This is a genomic window from Microbulbifer sp. SE14 (genome assembly GCF_059834885.1).
Genome location: NZ_JCBAJA010000023.1, coordinates 57,821 through 74,793, shown reverse-complemented (window position 1 = coordinate 74,793; position 16,973 = coordinate 57,821). Strand labels below are relative to the sequence as shown.

Annotated in this window: 15 protein-coding genes; 2 read left to right on the top strand and 13 right to left on the bottom strand. The window is 63.7% G+C overall.

Translation table 11 applies throughout. The features are described 5' to 3' along the window. Window positions 1-9 precede the first annotated feature (9 nt). On the bottom strand, window positions 10-753 hold the full coding sequence (locus AC6R19_RS15985) for a DUF2189 domain-containing protein (RefSeq protein WP_500580840.1): 744 nt from the start codon (window positions 751-753) through the stop codon (window positions 10-12). Between the two features lie 204 nt (window positions 754-957). Between AC6R19_RS15985 and AC6R19_RS15980 the strand changes: the two genes are divergently transcribed. Further along, complete coding sequence (locus AC6R19_RS15980; RefSeq protein WP_500580839.1) at window positions 958-1,539, top strand: DUF2939 domain-containing protein; 582 nt, start codon at window positions 958-960, stop codon at window positions 1,537-1,539. Window positions 1,540-1,547: 8 nt separating this feature from the next. Beyond that, a complete protein-coding gene (locus AC6R19_RS15975) occupies window positions 1,548-1,925 on the top strand; it encodes a DUF2237 family protein (protein WP_500580838.1) in 378 nt (125 codons plus the stop codon). A gap of 255 nt (window positions 1,926-2,180) precedes the next feature. Here the strand turns inward: AC6R19_RS15975 and AC6R19_RS15970 are convergent, their stop codons facing one another. The 12 genes from AC6R19_RS15970 to AC6R19_RS15915 form a co-directional block, all read right to left on the bottom strand. Beyond that, complete coding sequence (locus AC6R19_RS15970) at window positions 2,181-3,146, bottom strand: AgmX/PglI C-terminal domain-containing protein (RefSeq protein ID WP_500580837.1); 966 nt, start codon at window positions 3,144-3,146, stop codon at window positions 2,181-2,183. A 1-nt stretch (window position 3,147) separates the two neighbouring features. Further along, window positions 3,148-3,678: an ExbD/TolR family protein gene (locus AC6R19_RS15965; protein ID WP_500580836.1), complete on the bottom strand. Its 531-nt coding sequence runs from the start codon at window positions 3,676-3,678 to the stop codon at window positions 3,148-3,150. A 1-nt stretch (window position 3,679) separates the two neighbouring features. Continuing rightward, window positions 3,680-4,213 carry an ExbD/TolR family protein gene (locus AC6R19_RS15960; RefSeq protein WP_500580835.1) on the bottom strand — a complete coding sequence of 178 codons (534 nt, stop codon included), beginning with the start codon at window positions 4,211-4,213 and terminating at the stop codon, window positions 3,680-3,682. A gap of 11 nt (window positions 4,214-4,224) precedes the next feature. After that, entirely contained in the window at window positions 4,225-4,887 is a 663-nt protein-coding gene (locus AC6R19_RS15955; protein ID WP_500580834.1) for a MotA/TolQ/ExbB proton channel family protein, read from the bottom strand. A gap of 220 nt (window positions 4,888-5,107) precedes the next feature. Then, the gene (locus AC6R19_RS15950; RefSeq protein WP_500580833.1) at window positions 5,108-5,374 is read right to left on the bottom strand and encodes a hypothetical protein; all 267 of its coding nucleotides are present in this window, start codon (window positions 5,372-5,374) and stop codon (window positions 5,108-5,110) included. Next, window positions 5,374-5,997, bottom strand: coding sequence for a tetratricopeptide repeat protein (locus tag AC6R19_RS15945; RefSeq protein WP_500580832.1), 624 nt, complete (start codon window positions 5,995-5,997; stop codon window positions 5,374-5,376). The genes AC6R19_RS15950 and AC6R19_RS15945 overlap by 1 nt, the downstream gene beginning before the upstream one ends. 16 nt (window positions 5,998-6,013) lie before the next feature. Next, window positions 6,014-8,893 (bottom strand): tetratricopeptide repeat protein, encoded by a 2,880-nt coding sequence (locus AC6R19_RS15940; RefSeq protein WP_500580830.1) that lies wholly within the window; start codon window positions 8,891-8,893, stop codon window positions 6,014-6,016. Continuing rightward, complete coding sequence (locus tag AC6R19_RS15935) at window positions 8,886-10,811, bottom strand: hypothetical protein (protein WP_500580829.1); 1,926 nt, start codon at window positions 10,809-10,811, stop codon at window positions 8,886-8,888. Before AC6R19_RS15935 ends, AC6R19_RS15940 begins: the two co-directional genes overlap by 8 nt. Before the next feature lie 6 nt (window positions 10,812-10,817). Beyond that, window positions 10,818-11,303, bottom strand: a complete 486-nt coding sequence (locus AC6R19_RS15930; RefSeq protein ID WP_500580828.1) for an AraC family transcriptional regulator — start codon at window positions 11,301-11,303, stop codon at window positions 10,818-10,820. Window positions 11,304-11,468: 165 nt separating this feature from the next. Continuing rightward, window positions 11,469-12,488, bottom strand: a complete 1,020-nt coding sequence (locus AC6R19_RS15925) for an FAD:protein FMN transferase (RefSeq protein ID WP_500580827.1) — start codon at window positions 12,486-12,488, stop codon at window positions 11,469-11,471. Then, the gene (locus AC6R19_RS15920) at window positions 12,488-14,062 is read right to left on the bottom strand and encodes a hypothetical protein (protein ID WP_500580826.1); all 1,575 of its coding nucleotides are present in this window, start codon (window positions 14,060-14,062) and stop codon (window positions 12,488-12,490) included. Before AC6R19_RS15920 ends, AC6R19_RS15925 begins: the two co-directional genes overlap by 1 nt. A gap of 294 nt (window positions 14,063-14,356) precedes the next feature. Beyond that, window positions 14,357-16,957: a LamG domain-containing protein gene (locus tag AC6R19_RS15915; protein WP_500580825.1), complete on the bottom strand. Its 2,601-nt coding sequence runs from the start codon at window positions 16,955-16,957 to the stop codon at window positions 14,357-14,359. Between the last annotated feature and the right edge of the window lie 16 nt (window positions 16,958-16,973).

The window sequence follows — 16,973 nt, the reverse complement described above, 5'->3', positions numbered from 1 at the left end:
TCAGGTGGATCAGTCTTCCGGGCCACCGAAGATATTGCGGTAGACAACGCCGAAGGCGATGGCCAGCAGCGGCAGTGCCCAGATCAGGCCGATCAGCAGCGCCAGGAAGCCGGCGATGTACAGCAGCAGGCAGACGATCAGGAAGCCGAAGAAGGGGAACCAGTGCTTGGTGATCGCCTTGCGTGACGTCTCCAGTGCCTGCCAGGGGCCGAGGCCCTTGTCCACAATAAGCGGCAGGGTCAGCGTATAGGCCACCATCAGATAAATGCCCGGCAGCACCAGCAGTACCAAGCCGATCGCAGTGAGGATGTACATCAGGATCATGCCCAGGGCCAGCGGCAGTATCTTGTCGAAGTGCGCGAATACCTCGGTACCCGATACGTTTTCATCGCGGGCAATCTTGATGCCGATCATTATCAGCCCGGCAGCCAGGGGGGCGCCGGCAATGGTCACCAGCAACTGGTAGATCAGCTGCGACATGCCGGTCGCCTCCATGGCGGCCTGCGGATTAAACACCGGATAGCCGCTGATCATGCCGGCGATGTAACTGATCACGGCCAGGGCGACGATATACAGCACCAGGCCCAGCCAGACAGTACCCTTGTTGCCCTTGGTGCGGCGCCAGGCCTCGCTGAGAATCTCGCCGATGGAAATGGTGTAGTCCCCGGCCAGCCCCTTTTCCAGAGAGCCGTAACTGCCGCTCTCCTCCCCGGTGGTCAGCTGTGACTCGGGGGCCTTGTAAATATCGCTCATCGTCAGATGTCCTTCCGCAGTTCCCTGTTGATATGGATAGAGAGTTGATATGGATACAGAGCCTTGTGCGGGCAATATCTCACAGGCGCCGCCCAGGGACAATCCCGCGCCAGAGGCCGCGCTGGCAAAATTAGGTGGTGATACTACCAAGGAGATAAAATCCCGGCGCAATGACGGCGGTGGAATAGAAGGAAAAGTACATTGATGAAGAAATGGCTGTTTGTCATCCTGTTTTCGCTTGCATTGCTGGCCGCGGGCTATATCGCCCTGCCGCGCTACATCATCGGGCAGCTGGAGCAGGCCGCGCGGAACGAAAATGTCGAGCAGCTGCAGCGCCATATCGACTTTCCCGCCTTGCGTGACAATCTGAAGCGGCGCCTGCAGCGGCAGCTGCGCGAATCCGTGGGTGATGAGATGCCGGAGGAATTCGCCGAGCTGCTCAGCGCTGGGGCCAACCTGTTTATCGGCCCACTGCTACAGCAGCTGGTCACCCCTGAGGGCATTGGTGAGCTGTTGCGCGGCGGCGAGGAGTTGCGCGAGTTCGAGCGCGAACTCTACCGGCAGTCTTCCCCCTCACCCAAAGAACCGCCGCAAGCGGGGGAAGGCGGCGAGGCCGGCTGGCATCTGCAGCGCTGGCACTTTGCCGGCGCCAATCGCGTGACCGCGGACTATGGCGAAGGGGGCGAGGCCGAGCTGCGCCTGATACTGCAGCGTCGCGGGTTGCGCTGGCAACTGGTGGATATCCACCTGCTATCCCTAAAAAGCGAAACCGGCAACGAGGAGTGAGCGGACGTATGCAAATGGAAGCTTCAGTGAATGTATTCGGCGATCCGCTGCTGGCCTGCAGCCTGGATCCGGTCACCGGATTTTTCCGCGACGGCTGCTGCAATACCAACGAGCAGGATGTCGGCTCCCACACCGTCTGTATCGAGGTAACCGAGGAATTTCTCGAGTTCTCCCGCAGCCGCGGCAACGACCTGAGCACGCCGGTGGAGGAATTCGGCTTCCCCGGCCTGAACCCCGGTGACCGCTGGTGTCTCTGCGCGGCGCGCTGGCTGGAGGCCCAGCAACTGGACATGGCGCCGCGGGTCTACCTGCAGCGCACCCACGTCAAGGCCCTGGAAATAGTGCCGCTGGCGCTGCTGCGGCAATATGCGGTGGATCTGAATTAATCTGCCGGATGCCGGAATACTCCTGTAGGAGCGGTTCGGGGAGGCCGCTAAGCTAAAGGGTTCCGATTCGGCCCTGCTGCCGGTGGCCGCCCGGGAAAAAGCCTCATCGGTCTTGCATCAGCCGCAGGCGCTTTTCCCGGACGGCCACCGGCATCAGGACCTAACTCCGTGCCATCGGCAGAGAGCGATCGCGGCCATGGACCGCTCCCGGCCGGACCGCTCCCGGCCGGACCGCTCCTACAGGAATGGTGCCGATCAGGACGGCAGGAAGTCGATCGAGTAGTTCAGCGTGGTCTTTTCCACATTGGCCGCACCGAAATTGATCAACCTTATCCGCGCCAGCAGCTTGCGCTCCAGGTCCGGGCTGTCCAGTTCGCTGCCCACCAGCTTGATGCCGGATACACTGCCGTTCGCCTCTATCACCAGCTGTACCGTGACCTTGCCCTGGAGGGTCGGGTCGCGGCGCAGGGCGCGGTTGTAAATGGCGTAGATGGCCCCCTTGTTGGCCTCCATCACGCTGCGGATGGAGGCCTCGGCGCGCGCGGATTTTTCCCGCTGCACTTTCTTGGCCACTGCGCGGGCGGCGCCGCTGGCCTGGGTGCTCTCTACCCTTGTGGTCTCCCGCGCGGCCAGCGCGACGCCTCCGGTATCCCGGCTCAGCTTGCCGGTGTTGACGCCGCCGCTTGCGGTCCTGGACCTGTCGCTAATCAGGCTGCGGTCGATGTTCTTAGCCTGGGCGGCGCCCGCGGCCAGCTGTCCGCTGCTGACCTCGGTCACGTCGATACTCTCGCGCATCGCCAGCAGGTCGTCCTGCATCTGCAGCAGGCCGCTGTTGGCGGCCTTCTCCCGCGCCAGTTCGACCTTGGCCGCCGGCGGCTTCTCTTTTGCCGCGGGTTTGGGTTCCGGTTTCTTTTCCGGTTCCGGCTTTTTCTGCTCCGCTTTTTTCTCCGGCTTTTTCTTTTCCACCGGTTTCGGTTTGGGTTCCGGTTTGGGCAGTTCCTTCTTTTCCAGAATCACCTTGGCCAGCTGTGGCGGAATCCGCTCCGCCTGTTCACGGGTCAGTTCCGGTACCGGAATCAGCGCCACCGCGATACCGAGGACCGCAAAGGCGATCAGGCCGTTGCGCAGGAATTTCGCGAAGCGCCGGTCCTCCTCCGCCGAGGCGGACCAGGGCAGTACCGTTTCCTGGAGTTGCCAGGGTGCGTAGACAGTATTCGCCATATCAGCTGTCTACCCCCGGTCCTGTCTCCGCAACAGCTTCCGGCGCGCTCTGGCTGACTGCGAAGGACATATCGCGGAAATCCGCCGCGGCGCAGGTCTGCATTATCTGCTTCAGCAACTGGTAGGGCACCTGCTCATCGCCCATGATGGTTACCGGGTGGCCCAGTTCTTTCTTGTCTGCGGGCAATTCGCCGGCGCGGCTGGCGAGGTATTTCAGCTCCTGTAGCAGGGGTTCGATATTTTCCGCCTCGCTGTCGAGGTCACCGACTTTTGCGATCAGGCGGTCGCCGACAAACAGCTGCTCGTTGTTGACCCGCACCACGGTTGTGACTTCCGGTTTCTGTTGCGAGGTGGATTCCGGCAGCTTGATCGATTTGTCGGTCTGCAGTACTTCTACATCGGAGGAGTTGACCAGCAGGAAGAACACCAAGATGGTGAAGATATCCATCAGTGAAACCAGGTTCAGTTTCGACTGCTGTTTCTGCTGTCGCTGCTTTCGCGCCTGCAGCTTGGCGGCTACGTTCAGATTCATGCTATTGCCCCGCTGCTGTCTGCGGCACCTGTTCTCGGGGTGCGTCGCCGAGGGAGATTTGCGGGAATAGCTCCGCATCCACCAACGAGGCGGCCACCACCGCGCGGTAGCTGCGCGCCGTGTCCATCGCGCCGACCAGCGTCTTGTATGGGGTGCCCTGCTCGGACAGGATCACCAGGTCCTTCTTGTCGATGGACTTTTCCTGCAGCTGCCGTTTCACTTCCTGCAGCATCGTCGATACGGTGGCGAAGTCCGGCTCGCCCTCCACATGGGGAATGCGCTTTACCCTCATGCCGGCCGGATAGTTGATATCGATGTGGGCCTGGCGCAGCACCAATTCCAACTGGCGGTTCTCTTCTGCGCCGGCGGCGCTACCATCGCTGAGGCCCGGCAGGTTCAGCTTCAGCACCGAGATATGCGAGAACACCATATTGAGCAGCAGTACCGGAACCAGGATGGTCATCAGGCTCATAAAGGAGGTGATGTCCAGCTCGCCATCCCGATGCGTGCGCCGGCGGATATTGAGTTTGAGCATGGCTAATTTCCTTAGCCTTTTGCGGCCCGCTGTTCCGCCGCCGCGCGGCCCATGGTCAGCAGGTTCAGGAACTTGACCCCGGCCATCTGCAGGCTGTCGATGATCTCATTGGTCTTGTTCTGCAGCATGGAGTAGAAGAGCAGCAGCGGAATCGCGGAGATCAGGCCGAAGGCGGTGGTGTTCATGGCCACGGAAATACTCGAGGACAGCATCGAAGCCTTCTCTGAGGGGTCCGCATTGGCCACGGCGGTAAAGGCGGCGATCAGGCCCATGATGGTGCCGAGCAGGCCCAGCAGGGTGGCGATATTCGCCAGGGTGGCCAGGTAGCTGGTGCGTTTCTCCAGGCGCGGCACGGCTTCGAGGATGCCCTCCTCGATCGCCAGGGCGATATTCTCATCGCGCTTGGCGTACTGCAGTGTGCCGATGCCGGCGGCGGCGATACGCCCCATGGCGGCCTTGTTCTCCCGCGCCAGTTGCAGAACGCCCTGGTAATTGCGCTTCTGCAGCATCGGCAGCAGCTGCTGGTAGGCACGGCGGTTGGCGCTCTTGGCGCGGCTCAGGAAGATCCAGCGCTCGATCACCATCGCCAGGCCGACCACCAGCACCAGCGCGATGGGGTACATAAAGGGACCGCCGTTTTGAAAGAAGCGCAGCAGCGCCTGGGTGAATTCCATAATGCAATCTCCGCGATGGATAGATAGTTAAACCTTGTGCCTATTTGTTACTGCCCGCCGCTTCTTGTCCGTAAGAGAGGCCAGTGGCGGCCCTGCTACCGGTGGCCATTTGGGAAAAAGCCTCATCGGTCTGCTTATCGGCCGCAGGCGCCTTTCCCAAATGGCCCCGGTATCAGGACCTTAGCATCGATCTCGGGCATTCTTTTCCGAGTCTGAGCAGTTACCTATTTTTTTCTTTATCGTTTTGCAGCAATTTGATTTCCCGCTGCAGTTCCGAATATTCCTGGTGCCTGAATACATCGCCCACCGTCTGCGGCAGGACGCTGTCCAGTCGCTGCAGGCTGTCGGCCTGTTTCCAGGGGATGATATACAGTACCTTGGGCTGCTCCTGGCTGCCGATCACCGTGGACTCCAGTTCGATCACTTCCTCTGCCGCGGCGGGGGCGGCGATGCACAGCGCCGCGAGCAACAGGTGAATTTTTCTCATTACAGTCTCCGTTCCAGGTCGACGATCCAGCCGGCCAGCTTCTTGTCCGGTTCCTCGCGCAGTGCCTGGGCGGCCCTGTAGTGCTCCAGGGCCTTCTGTGGCTGGCGCAGGTAGAGGTCGAAGAGTATGCCCAGGTTGCGGTGCGCATCGCCGTAATCCGGCCAGCGCGCCAGCGCCTCGCGGTAGCACTGCAGCGATTCGTCGAAACGGCCGGCGTCACGCAACAGGGCCGCCAGTTGGTTCCAGGCGAAAACATTGCTGTCGTTGACGGCGATCGCCTGGCGCAGGCTCGCCTCTGCCGCCTCGGCATTGCCGGCGCGGCTCTGTACTATGCCCAGGTTGAGCCAGGGGCCGGACAGTTCGGGCCAGGTTTCCGTCAGTTTCTCGAGTTCCGCCTCGGCAGTCGCCAGGTCGCCGGCCTCGTAGGCCTGGCGTGCAATTTCCATACCCTCGCGCGCCGCCGCCGGGGCGCTGTCCGCCTGGGCCAGGTAGGGGTTGCCGGTCAATGGGCGCTCGCCGGCGGTTTCGCCGGTCCCGGGCTGCGGGTCGCCCGTGGCGGCGCAGGCGCCGAGCAGCGAAACCATCGCCGCCAGCAGCAGGAATTTAATGCCGCTGTTTGTCATTTTCCCGGTATTTGCGTCAGTGCAATGCATGGCTCCACCCCAGGGTCTTCTCCTGCTTCTGGTAGCGCGCCGGCAGCAGCTTGCCGAGGGAGTCGAAGCTGCGTTTTACCCAGTCGTCGTAAATGCCGTCGCTGGTACGCTGGATATTCGCCTCGTGCAGTTCTATCGCTTTTTCCTCGAAGGGGAAGGCCTGCTCCTCCAGCAGGATCTCGTACTGCTCCAGCGCCAGTGCATCCAGGTTCGTCGGCCGCTGCGACTCCATCAGGTCGCGGCTGAGCTGGCGGTAGACCTCCGCCAAGCGGAAGTTCGCCTGGGTGGTAAATTCGACGATATTGAATTTTAGCACCTTGCGGTAATCGGCCACGGTGGCGTCCATGGCGCGCTTCTTGGCGGCCAGGCTTCTCTTCAGCGGCAGGCGCAGGGGCATACTCGCAAACGACTGATAGCTCTGCTCCGCCAGCTGGCTCAGGGAATAGGCGGCCAGGTAGCGGCCGCGGGGCGTGTCCACGCCATTGCCGGCCAGCTGTTGCAGCCAGTGGTTGCGCACCTGCTGCTGTTTTTCGTGCGCGAGAAGCTGCACCAACTGGTACTGGGCCTCCAGGCGCTGTTCCGCTGGCTGTTGCCACTGCTCGCTGTAGCGGCGGTATGCGTCTATGGCCCTTTGGTTGTCGCCGGCCTGCTGGAAAGCCTCCGCGGCCATATACAGGGATTGCCGGCGCACCTCGCTATCCGGATCGCTCTGCGCCAGCCGCAGCAGTTCACCGGCGGCGGCGCCGGGCATTTCCAGGGCGCGGAAGATGGCCACCGCCTTGGCGGCCAGGGTCGGGGTCAGCCTGTGGACCGGGTAATGGCGGCGGAAGTCCGACAGCTCGGCGCCGGCTCTCCGCCACTGCTGCAGTTCGATCAGGTAGTTGATGGCGTCGTACTGGGCAGTGGCGGCTATTTCGGTACGGCCGCTGTCGCGAATGCGCAGCAGGTGTTTTAGCCCCTCTTCATTGGGGCCTTCGGCCAGCGCCAGCTCCGCCTGGCGGTAGATGGTCGCCTGCAGCCGCTGTTGCGCGTTCCCACCTATGGCAGTATCGCTGCCGGCCAGCTGCAGGGCGCGGCTATAGGCCTGTTCCGCCTGGGAATAATTCCCGAGTTCGAACTGGCTGTGGCCGAGGATCATCGATATATTCAGCTGCTGGCGGCTGTCCGGCATCGGCTGCCACTTGCCAGCCTTGTCCGCGGCGGCGATGGCCTCCGGGTAGCGGGATTGCCGCAGCAGCTTGTCGGCGGCCGCCAGCAGTACCGGCAGCGCCCGCTGGTCCGCGGGCCAAGTGTCGGCGAACTTCAGGCTGGAGGCGATGTTGCGCTCCTGCCACAGGGTTTTTTGCTCGATGTCCTCACCGCCGGCCGGCTGCTGGTACCCCAGCGCCGAAGTGAGCACCGCCCCATAGCCGGCCTCGGCGCCGTGGGTCTTGTCGCGGTACTCCCAGGCCACCCGGCTGTAGGCCCGCCAGGCGTCGGGGTAGTCGCCGGCCTGCTCCAGGCACTCCGCCATCAGGAAAACCAGCGGCGGCGTTTTCGTGTCCTCGGGGAAGGTATCCGCGTACTGTTGGTAGAGATCTGCCGCATCCAGGTAGGCGCGGCGGGACTCGCTGGCCATTTCGCGTTTTTCCCGCGCCCCTTTTTTGCGATTACTACGCGCCGGGACTTTTCCGGCCCGGGCCGCCAGCGCCTGGGCGCGGGCGTGGTCGTACCTGGCCAGTTCCTCCAGCCAGGGGCGCAGCCAGCCGCCGAGCTTCTCGCGCTGGGCTTCGTCCGCCCGCTGCCAGTAGTCGCTGCGGATACCGTAGCGGCGCACGAATTCCCGCTTGGCCAGCAGTACTTCGCCGTGCAGGCCGGCGCTCTGCAGCGTCTCCACCGCGGCGAGGTGCAGTGCCGGCGCCTCGCTGCTCTGCGGGTACTGCTCGACATAGGCCAGGTAGGTGTCGGCGCTGTCCCGGTAGCGCTCTTTTTCCCGGTACCAGTCGCCGAGGGCGCGGTACAGGTGGTATTGATAGGGGCGGCTTTCCCCTTCGGGATTAAATGATTCGATTGCGTCGGCGCCGCCCTGGTAGCTGAAGTTGAGAGCCAGCCCGCGCAGGCTGTCGTCGGCCAGGCGTTTCTGCCCCTGGGGCAGCTCATCGAACGGTGCGCGCTCGTGCAGTTGGTCCAGCAGCTGCAGGAGGGTCCGGGTCGAAGCACGGTAGTCGGCTGACTTGAATTGCGACCAGCCGAGCATATAGCGCGCGTTGTCGGTGAAGGGGTTGTCGGCAAGAGGATTGTCGGTAATGGAGTTTTCGCCCTTTTCCAGCAGCGAGCGGAAGTCCCGGGCCGCGGCCCCGTAATCCCGGCGATTGAATGCCGCCTCGCCGCGGCGGAACAGGACCTCGGCAATAAATGGCGATTCCGGTGCCGTCGCGGCTATGTCCTCGAGTGCCTGCAGCGAATCCTGCGGCTGGCCGTCCAGTGCCCGCGCGCGCGCCAGCCGGTAGAGGATATAGTCGTCTCCGGGAGTCTCCCGGGCCAGGGCTTCGTACTGTCGCACGGCGCTGGCATAGGAAATGGCCGTGTGCGGGTTTTCCGCCTGCTGCTGTTCCAGCCGTTCCATTTCCAGGTCCGCCAGTCGCAGGCGTATCTGCCGCCGTGCGTGCGGATCCATGTTGCTCGCCAGCGCCTGCTCGTAGCTGCGCTGCAGTGCGGCGATATCCAGTTGCGGCACTTCGATAGCCGACTCCTGCGGGAGTGGTGCTGCTGGCAGGTCCGCCAGGGTCGGCACGGAATTGTTACTGCAGGAGGCGGCGACGCAACAGATGGCCAGCGCCAGCGATTTTTTAACCGCAAATGCTTGCCGGTGGCTGAACTTATTCATCGACACCGCCCGTATCCGTGTCTGCTGCCGGCGTATTTTGCACGGCCGCGTCCTGCAGGCGCGCGATAGCCAAGCGGCTGTGGGCCAGGTACTGCTGGATTCGCGCGCGCTCGCGGCCCAGTTCGGCGACGACGTCGCGGCGTATGGATTCCTCGATAAGGCCGCTGGCGCGGTCTATGGCGCTGCGCTGTGCCGCCAGCTGCGGCGCGGCGACGGCTATTTTTGCGCGAAACTGTTTCAGCTGCGGTGCGCGCCGGGCGACAACATCGGTTTCGCTGCGCTGGCGCTCCGCGTTTTCTAATTGCTCGCCGAGTTGCTGCAGTTCCCTGTGTCGCTGCCACAGGTTGTCGTGGTATTGCTCGCTCGCCTGCCACAGCAGAATGCCGCGGGCACGTTGCAGGGTTTTGTGCTGGGATGCGCGCGCCTTGCCGAGATTTTGCAGATTCTTATAACGATCTTCGGCGCGGGCCAGCAGCGACAGCATCTCGCCACTTTCGCTCTCGTCCGGGTCGGCGGCCAGCAGGGCCAGGGCGTCGCGCCCGCGCTCGATGTGTGCGAGGGACTCTTGCAGTTCGCGGTATCGCTGCGCGGCAAACTCCACCTGCTGGTCGAACTGGACACTCCGGTAATTCTCCACTATGGCGCGGCGGCGCTGCTGGCGCGCGTCGATCAGCTGCTCGAACTGTGGCAGTTTTTCCTGCCAGTTCTCAATGACTTGCGACAGCTGCCGCAGGTCGCGCAGTTCGGACAGGCGCAGCTGGAAGCCGTCGCTCTGCAGTATCGGTTGCAGGTAGTGCCGGTTGTTGTGCATCAGTTGCGGCGTCTCGGCCAGTTGCAGCCAGCCGTAGCGCTGTGCATCACCGTCGCCGGCGGGGGAGAACTGCAGCGACTCGATCGATTCCTGCAGCAGTTGGAGCTGGATCAGTACAGAGCGGTAGTGGCCTTCAGCGCGCCTGTAGGCGGCCAGTGCGGCATCCGGGCGCTGCAGTTTCTCATAGCTGTAAGGCAGTGCCACCATGGCCTCGCGCGCCGCCGCCGAGTCGCCGTGGTTGCTCACCAGGAATTGCAGCGCATCTATTGCCGGCAGGTACCGGCCGCTGTTGATGGCGGACCAGCCGAGACCCAGCAGCGCTTTGCTGGCCCAGGGAGTGCGCAGGCGCACCCGGCGAAACTCCTCCATCGCGCGCTCGTGTTGTTGGCGGAGCGCATAGACGTAGCCCGCGCCAATGTGCGCCTTGTCGGCGAGAATCCCGATTTCTGCGGACGCACCCTCCTGTCCCGCCGCCAACTCGCCGGCGCGGCGGTAGTGCACCAGAGCCGCGGGTAGGTGTCCTTCCCGCGCCAGCGCTGCGGCCAGGTTGATATGGCCGAGCAGGCGCTGCTCAAGCGGCAGTATCTCGGACTTCACCAGCGGCTCCGCCGCGGAGAAGTCTCTGTTGCGCAGTGCCAGGTTCAGGGTCAGTGCGGACTGCTGAGCGGATTTTGGGGCGGCGCCGGATTTCTGCAGCTGTTCCGTGGCAAGCGGCCAGTCCCCCTGCAGGTAGTTCAGTTCTGCCAGTTTCAGCCAGGCGACCCGACGGTGGCCCGCATCCGACTCGTTGTCGCCATCGCTCTGCCGCAGCTGCTGCTCGAACAGCTCCGCCGCGCGCTGTCGCAGGCCGAAGCCGAGGCTGATGCCGCCCTCGATCAGGACGGCATTGTCGCGGTGGGTTTTGATCGTGTCGCGTTGCTCGGCCACCAGCAGGGTGCTGAGGGAATCGAAGTGGTTGCCCTGGAAATAGTCGTACAGCGCGGCGCCGTAAACCATATCCTGCGCCTGGCGGTATTTCTTCGGTTCGTCAGAGGCGAGTGAGGGCGCGGCGCCACCCAAAAGGGCCGCCGTCAGGGAAAAGACACGGAAGAAGGTGCGGTACGCCATTGCGGATCAGGGTGCCGGCCACTGCACCAGCTCAAACTCCGGCTGCTGCTTGCCCGAGGAATCGGCGATGCGCAGTTCTATCACCGCCGGCTCGTCGGTCTTTTCCAGCTCCAGGGTGGCGGCGCGCTTGTATTCGCGCCCCTGGGGGCCGATACCGGTAAAGAAGGCGGAGATGGTGTAGCTGCCGGACTTCAGGTTGCCCTTGAACAGCGGCTGTATGCCGCCGCGGATCAGCGCATCGCGCTGGTGCTCGGTGTACAGGTGGCTGGCGGTGAGCTTGTTGTCGATATGCAGCTTGACCGCATCTAGCTTGAAGTACTCGCCCACATCCATGGAAACATAGAAGGCCACCTGGCTCTGGGCCGGGTAGAGCAGGTCCTCCTCCAGGATCAGGAGATCGCGGTTCAGCTTCAGCACATCCCGCTTCAGGGATTCCAGCTTGTCCGCGGGGAAGGACTCGCCCTCGGCCAGTGCCGGTGACCCCGCAACCATACCTATAACAAGAGCGAGCGAGAAGATCAGGGAGTGGATACAGCGTCGCATGGTGCGGCCTTTCGATTGGGATTGGCGTCGGGGGAGCCGGTTGTTGTGAATTATCTCAGGGGATCATGTAACTGATGTGATCCGGTTGGCAATTTTCCCATGATGACAGCACTGCTACTTGCTGCCACCCGCTGCGGGATTGTCCAACCCGCGGCTGAAGTAGAGGCGCCTGTTGCTGTCGATCACCACTGCCTCGAAGCCGGGCAGCCGGTCGATCAGCGCCAGGCCCCGCTCCTTGCCCAGCACGAAGACGCTGGTGGACAGCGGATCCGTATCGAAACCCCGCGGGCCTATGATGCTGACGCTGATCAGCTTGTCGCTGTCGCCGGCGGCCGTGTCCGCCGGCCTGCCGGTGGCTGGGTCGAAGATATGGTGCACGCGGGCCTGGTGGTCGTCGATAAAGTAGCGCTCGTAGTCGCCGGAGGTGGAGATGGCGCTGTCCGCCAGTGGTATCACCGCCGCGTTCCTGCCCTTGTCGCGCGGGTGGCGGATACCCACCAGCCAGGGCTGGCCGCGCTTGTCGCCGAGCATGCGTGCGTCGCCGCCGGCGCTGACGCTGACGCAGCAGACGCCGGCCTCCTCCAGTATCGCCACCGCCTTGTCCACCGCGTAGCCCTTGGCGATGCCGCCCAGGTCGATTCTGGTTTCGGCGTGGCCGAAGCGCAGCGTCTGTGCGCGCTTGTCGAAATGCAGGTGGCGGTAGTTCAGCGCTTCCAGCAGGGATTCGGTGAGCTGCTCGTCCGCTTGTTGTTTCTTGCGGAAATCGTAGTGCTTGCCCAGGGTCGCATAGCTGATATCGAAGGCGCCGTCGGTCAGCTCGCTGTACCAGAGGGACTTGTCGATCAGTGCGGCCAGTTCGCCGGACAGCTGGACGGCGCTCCTGCCGGCCTCGCGGTTGACCCGTGACAGCTCGCTGTCTTCCCTGTAGGGGGACAGTTCGCCGTCCAGACGGCGGAACTCCGCCATCACCTGCCCGATCAGCTGTTCGGCCTTGCTGTCGTCCTCGTGCCACAGCTGCACGGCCACCTCGGTGCCCATAATGGCCTGCTTCTCGTAGTGCCACTCCGCCAGCGACGGGGTCGCATAGAGGGAGGCGGCACAGCACAGCAATATATTTTTAAAAAATCTGCTCATCAGACAATCGGTGCAAAGGCGGTCATGCTGTCCATCAGGCTGGCATTGCCGAGGCCGTGGTTGGGGAAGAGGCTGGCAAAGCTGCCCTGTTCGCCGTGCAGCGCCATATAGTTCAGCACTACGGTTTCCACCAGCAGGTTAACATTGTTCGCCGCCGGGCTGGACGCGGTTTCCACATCCCCGGACGGGCGCATATAGCCGAGCTGCTGGTGGCGCGCCTGTTCGTCCATGGTGCCGCCGAGCAGCTGCGGCCGGCCTGCCGGGTTGTAGACCAGGAAGAAGGAGGCCGCGGTCTGCTGGTTGTCGCCGGTCCAGACACCCTTGCCGCGACCCTCCACCGAGTCGTCGATCATGCCGTTGGAAAATACCGAGCCGTCGCTGAACACATAGATCATCAGCGGCTGGTTGCGGCGCGCGGCGTACTCGAGGCAGGCGCCGATACAGCGGCCGGCGCGCAGGTCGCGGATCTCGCCGGTGGCCCTGTCACCGGTGTGGTAGTCATAGCCGCCCATGGTGACGGTGCCGGCGCCGGCGTAGCCGTTGACCACCAGTTTCATCACCGACGCGGTCTTCTGGAATTCGCGGTCGTTGTTGAATTCGGCACCGGTGAAGATGCCGCCGGGGCCGACAATATCCGGATCCACCGCCGGGTCCAGGTCGGCGGGATTGCCGAAGCGGTCAGCCAGGTCGGCGCTCTTCATATAGCCGCAGCGCACCATGTCCTTGATCACTGCGTCCGCGCTGACTCGGGTGTTCACACTTCCGAGTTTTGAATCGGAGATGCGGTATATGGATTCCATTACCTTGACCGTATCCTGCTGGCTCAGCAGGCCGACCAGGTCGCCGACGTCGACGAGACCGGTCACGTCCGTGGGCCTGTCCACCTTGGTGGGGCGCACCTCGGGATTGATCATCGCCATCGGCGCCAGGGAGTTGCCGCCGGACTCGCTGGAGCTGGAGCCGATCAGGGCCAGCAGCTCGCCGTTGGCGCCGGCGCGGTTGATGCCGTACATGGGGTTGTGCGGGTTGTTGCCGGTGTCGTTTTCCGAGCGCGCCGGAATGACTGCGCCGTTGGTGGCGGAGGCAGTGCCGGCGGCGATCTTGTCGAGAATGCCGCGCAGCATGCCGCTGTCGCTGTGGAAGGCGAGGCCCAGGTCGGTGTTGATGAAAGGGTTGCCGGTGGTGTCGGTCAGGGATGGCACCATGTCGCCGGGCAGTCCCTGTTTGCCGTAGCCGGCGGTGCTGAGGAAGTCCAGCTGGCCGCCTTGCTTGCCCACCAGCACATTGGAGCCGGCGATATTGGCTCCGCCGGCCAGGTCGAAACAGATAAACGGGATCTTGCCGGCGCCGCCGGCGCCGCTGATACCGCAGGGGCCGCGTAGCGCTTCCAGGTCGGAAGACAGTGCGGCCTGGGCACTGCGCGGATTGGCGAAGAGGCTGAACACGGAACCGCCGAGCACCGTGGCCAAGCCGGCGCGGAAGCCCTGGGCGAGGAAGTCGCGCCTCGTTACCGGGCGGTGGTGGTCCGGGTGGCGCAGGGGCTGGTCCAGGTCGAAGTGTTTTTTCTTGCTCATAGTTTCTGTCCGGATTTTTTCTAATCCGAGGTGCTTTTAGTTGGCTTCCGGGCGGCCCTGCTGCCGGGGGGCTTCGCATCGGGGCTCTGTGTTCTTTTCGATATTGATCGCGGCCATGGGCCGCTCCTACAGGTGCTGGAAAACGATTTGTAAATACTCTGTTCCGATTCAAACGCTATCGCTCGTCATACCGGCGCAGGCCGGTATCCAGTTTGGTGCCACCTGGATTCCGGCCTGCGCCGGAATGACGAAATACTCTGGAGCGGCCGTTGGCCGCGATCAATGTTGCTACTGTCAGTGAATCAGAATCATCGCACTGCCCATCGCCGCCGCGCACACCGCCTTGACCGTGGTCTCGGTGCGGTCAGGGGCGCAGCCGGCGCCGCAGGTGGTCATGGTATCGATCAGGTTGTTCAGTTCCGTCTCCACATCGGTCAGGTCCGGCGCGACAGCCAGCTGCGAGTGATTGCCGTCGGGCCAGGTCATCTCGTGGCCGAGCAGGTTTTCGATCAGCGGATCGATAACCTGGGCGCGCTTGGCCGCGCTGTCGAAGGCGCTGTTCGCCGGTGCGCCGAAATCGAAGCCGGGGAAATAGCTGCTGCGCGAGCTGGAATCCACCAGCGTGCTGCAGTACTTCACCGCCAGCTGGGTAATGCCCATCTGCTGCGCGGCGAGGAAGCCCTGGATATCGCTCTCCACCGGCAGCTGGCGCTTGACCTTTTCCCAGGTCGCGACGATTTCCGGGTGCGCCATCGGGATGCCGGTGGCGCGGGACAGGGTCGCGTGTATCTGCTCGAAGCGGCGCAGGCCGATCCTGGGCTGCGGATCCAGATCCGCGGGCTCGGCGGGCGGCGCCGGCGTTGGCTCCACACGGGTGAAGGTCTCGCTGCCCAGGCGCTCGAAGGTGAGGAAGAATTCGTCGTACTCCGGCCCCTTGTCCAGGGTGATGATGGTGCCGAGCCTGGACAGCGGCTGGCCCGCGCCGGGCACATAGCTGTCGTCGATGGTCGCGGACAGCTTGGCCCAGGCCTGGCCGACTTCCGCCTCGCGGCCGTTGATGCCGATGCGCATGCCCTCGATTTCTATGCCGGTGGGGTCGGCGCCGTCGTCGAGGCTGACGAAGGTCGGCTCGCTGAACAGGTAGCCGTAGTTGTCGAACTGCTGAACGGTGAACATCACGTAGCTGTCCGGTACACCGGTGTGCTCCTCCACCTTGAACAGCAGCAGGTATTTTTCGCCCACGCCGACTTTGTAGTTGGTGTCGATATCCTCGGGAGAAAGAGCGCGGGAGTGGATCGCCAGCAGGCGCACCGAACCTTCCCATATATTGTCATTGGACACCTCGCTGCCCAGTACCAGCGCGAAGGTATCGTCCCAGGTGCTGAGCAGCTCCGCCGCTGCCGGGTCGGCGTCACCGGTGAATTCGCCGTTGACGTACAGCTTGCGCCCGTTGATCGGGTCGTAGGTGGCGACGACATGCTGCAGGGTCGCCTGGGCGCGCTCGGCCATATCGTCGGTGATCAGCGCCGGTATGCCGTTGGCGTCGGTGCTGTCGCTGCGGTTCTGGAAGGTGTAGTTGTACATCGCCTGGCCGAGGGTGAAGTTGCGGATGTCGTTGCCGCCGGAGTAGCTGACGATACGCGCCGGCCCCTCTTGGGACACATTCGCCGGCGCCACCCAGGCCTCGATGGTGTACTCGCCGGTGGCGGTCAGGGTGTTGTGCAGTTTGCGGCTGGTGGCGGTCGCGCCCTGGGCTTTGCCGCCCTTCAACTGGATGCCCCAGGAGCCGAGCCATTCCACGTCGCCGGACAGGGTCAGGTCTATGGCCGGGTTGACGCCGGAGGTGTCGAAGGCGGTGGTGCCGCTGCCGGTCTTGAACTCGTAGAGCGCTATCGCATTGTTCTCGATGCGGCCGCCGCTGCTGGCGACTATGCCGTCGGTCAGCAGCAGCGCCTTGCTGATCACCCAGTCGGGATCCACCTGGGTCAGCGGGATGCTATCGGCGAAGGCCTTGATGGCCGCGGTCATTGCCTTCTCGTTGTCCTCGCAGTCGCTCCAGCAATTGTGGAACTCGCTGCCCAGGCGCACGGAGAAGCGCGACTCGGCCGGGTTGTCCAGGTTCATTCTGGCCTTTGCCGCCTCGTAGGCCTGGTCCACGTTGGCACTGGCGAAATAGGGCTGCTGCGCGGTGCCGGCGTCCTCGCTGTGGCAGCCCGCGCAGTAGGTGCGCAACAGCGGATAGACAGTACTGGAGAAGTTGCCGCCGTCCGCGGGGAAGCTCTTGCTCGCGCCCACGGTGCGCTCCACCGGCGCGGTCAGGGTGATGGTGTTCTGCAGGCTGCCGGTGGCCCTGGCCCACTCCTCGATATAGTTGGTGATGATCTCCGCACAGGCGCTGGCGCTGGACAGCCAGCAGTTGTGGCCGCCGGCCACCTTGGTGACCAGGCGCGATTCCGCCGGCTGCGCCAGGTTCACCAGCTCGCGACCGGCGCCGTAGGCGATATTGATATCGTCGCCGCGCACGAAGTGCGGGCTCTGGCCGTTCTCCACATGGCAGCCGCCGCAGCGGTTCTCCGCGGCCAGGTTGTCCCAGATATAGCGCTTGTACTGCTGCACATCCTCGGTCTCCGGCGCCGGGCCGGAATAGCTGGCGCCGCCGCTGCCGGGATTGGTGTTGGGCTGCTCCTCGGTGTCCTGGCCGCTGCCGCCGCTGCAGGCGGCTAGAACAGTCGCGGCGAGGAAAATACCGGTGGTACGGAGTATTGAACGGACTGCGGTGGCGGCCCTGCTACCGGTGGCCATTTGGGAAAAAGCCTCATCGGTCTGCTTACCGGCCGCAGGCGCTTTTCCCAAAATGGCCACCGGTATCAGGGCCTTGGCATTGGATTCCGGCATTCTTTTCCGGGTCCCG

What these genes read in the sequence shown, in the direction of transcription:
- AC6R19_RS15955 (WP_500580834.1), bottom strand. Translation starts at nt 4,887, where the DNA reads ATGGAATTCACCCAGGCGCTGCTGCGCTTCTTTCAAAACGGCGGTCCC.
- AC6R19_RS15935 (WP_500580829.1), bottom strand. Translation starts at nt 10,811, where the DNA reads ATGGCGTACCGCACCTTCTTCCGTGTCTTTTCCCTGACGGCGGCCCTT.
- AC6R19_RS15975 (WP_500580838.1), top strand. Translation starts at nt 1,548, where the DNA reads ATGCAAATGGAAGCTTCAGTGAATGTATTCGGCGATCCGCTGCTGGCC.
- AC6R19_RS15915 (WP_500580825.1), bottom strand. Translation starts at nt 16,957, where the DNA reads ATGCCGGAATCCAATGCCAAGGCCCTGATACCGGTGGCCATTTTGGGA.
- AC6R19_RS15970 (WP_500580837.1), bottom strand. Translation starts at nt 3,146, where the DNA reads ATGGCGAATACTGTCTACGCACCCTGGCAACTCCAGGAAACGGTACTG.
- AC6R19_RS15950 (WP_500580833.1), bottom strand. Translation starts at nt 5,374, where the DNA reads ATGAGAAAAATTCACCTGTTGCTCGCGGCGCTGTGCATCGCCGCCCCC.
- AC6R19_RS15940 (WP_500580830.1), bottom strand. Translation starts at nt 8,893, where the DNA reads ATGAATAAGTTCAGCCACCGGCAAGCATTTGCGGTTAAAAAATCGCTG.
- AC6R19_RS15985 (WP_500580840.1), bottom strand. Translation starts at nt 753, where the DNA reads ATGAGCGATATTTACAAGGCCCCCGAGTCACAGCTGACCACCGGGGAG.
- AC6R19_RS15960 (WP_500580835.1), bottom strand. Translation starts at nt 4,213, where the DNA reads ATGCTCAAACTCAATATCCGCCGGCGCACGCATCGGGATGGCGAGCTG.
- AC6R19_RS15980 (WP_500580839.1), top strand. Translation starts at nt 958, where the DNA reads ATGAAGAAATGGCTGTTTGTCATCCTGTTTTCGCTTGCATTGCTGGCC.
- AC6R19_RS15920 (WP_500580826.1), bottom strand. Translation starts at nt 14,062, where the DNA reads ATGAGCAAGAAAAAACACTTCGACCTGGACCAGCCCCTGCGCCACCCG.
- AC6R19_RS15945 (WP_500580832.1), bottom strand. Translation starts at nt 5,997, where the DNA reads ATGACAAACAGCGGCATTAAATTCCTGCTGCTGGCGGCGATGGTTTCG.
- AC6R19_RS15930 (WP_500580828.1), bottom strand. Translation starts at nt 11,303, where the DNA reads ATGGTTGCGGGGTCACCGGCACTGGCCGAGGGCGAGTCCTTCCCCGCG.
- AC6R19_RS15965 (WP_500580836.1), bottom strand. Translation starts at nt 3,678, where the DNA reads ATGAATCTGAACGTAGCCGCCAAGCTGCAGGCGCGAAAGCAGCGACAG.
- AC6R19_RS15925 (WP_500580827.1), bottom strand. Translation starts at nt 12,488, where the DNA reads ATGAGCAGATTTTTTAAAAATATATTGCTGTGCTGTGCCGCCTCCCTC.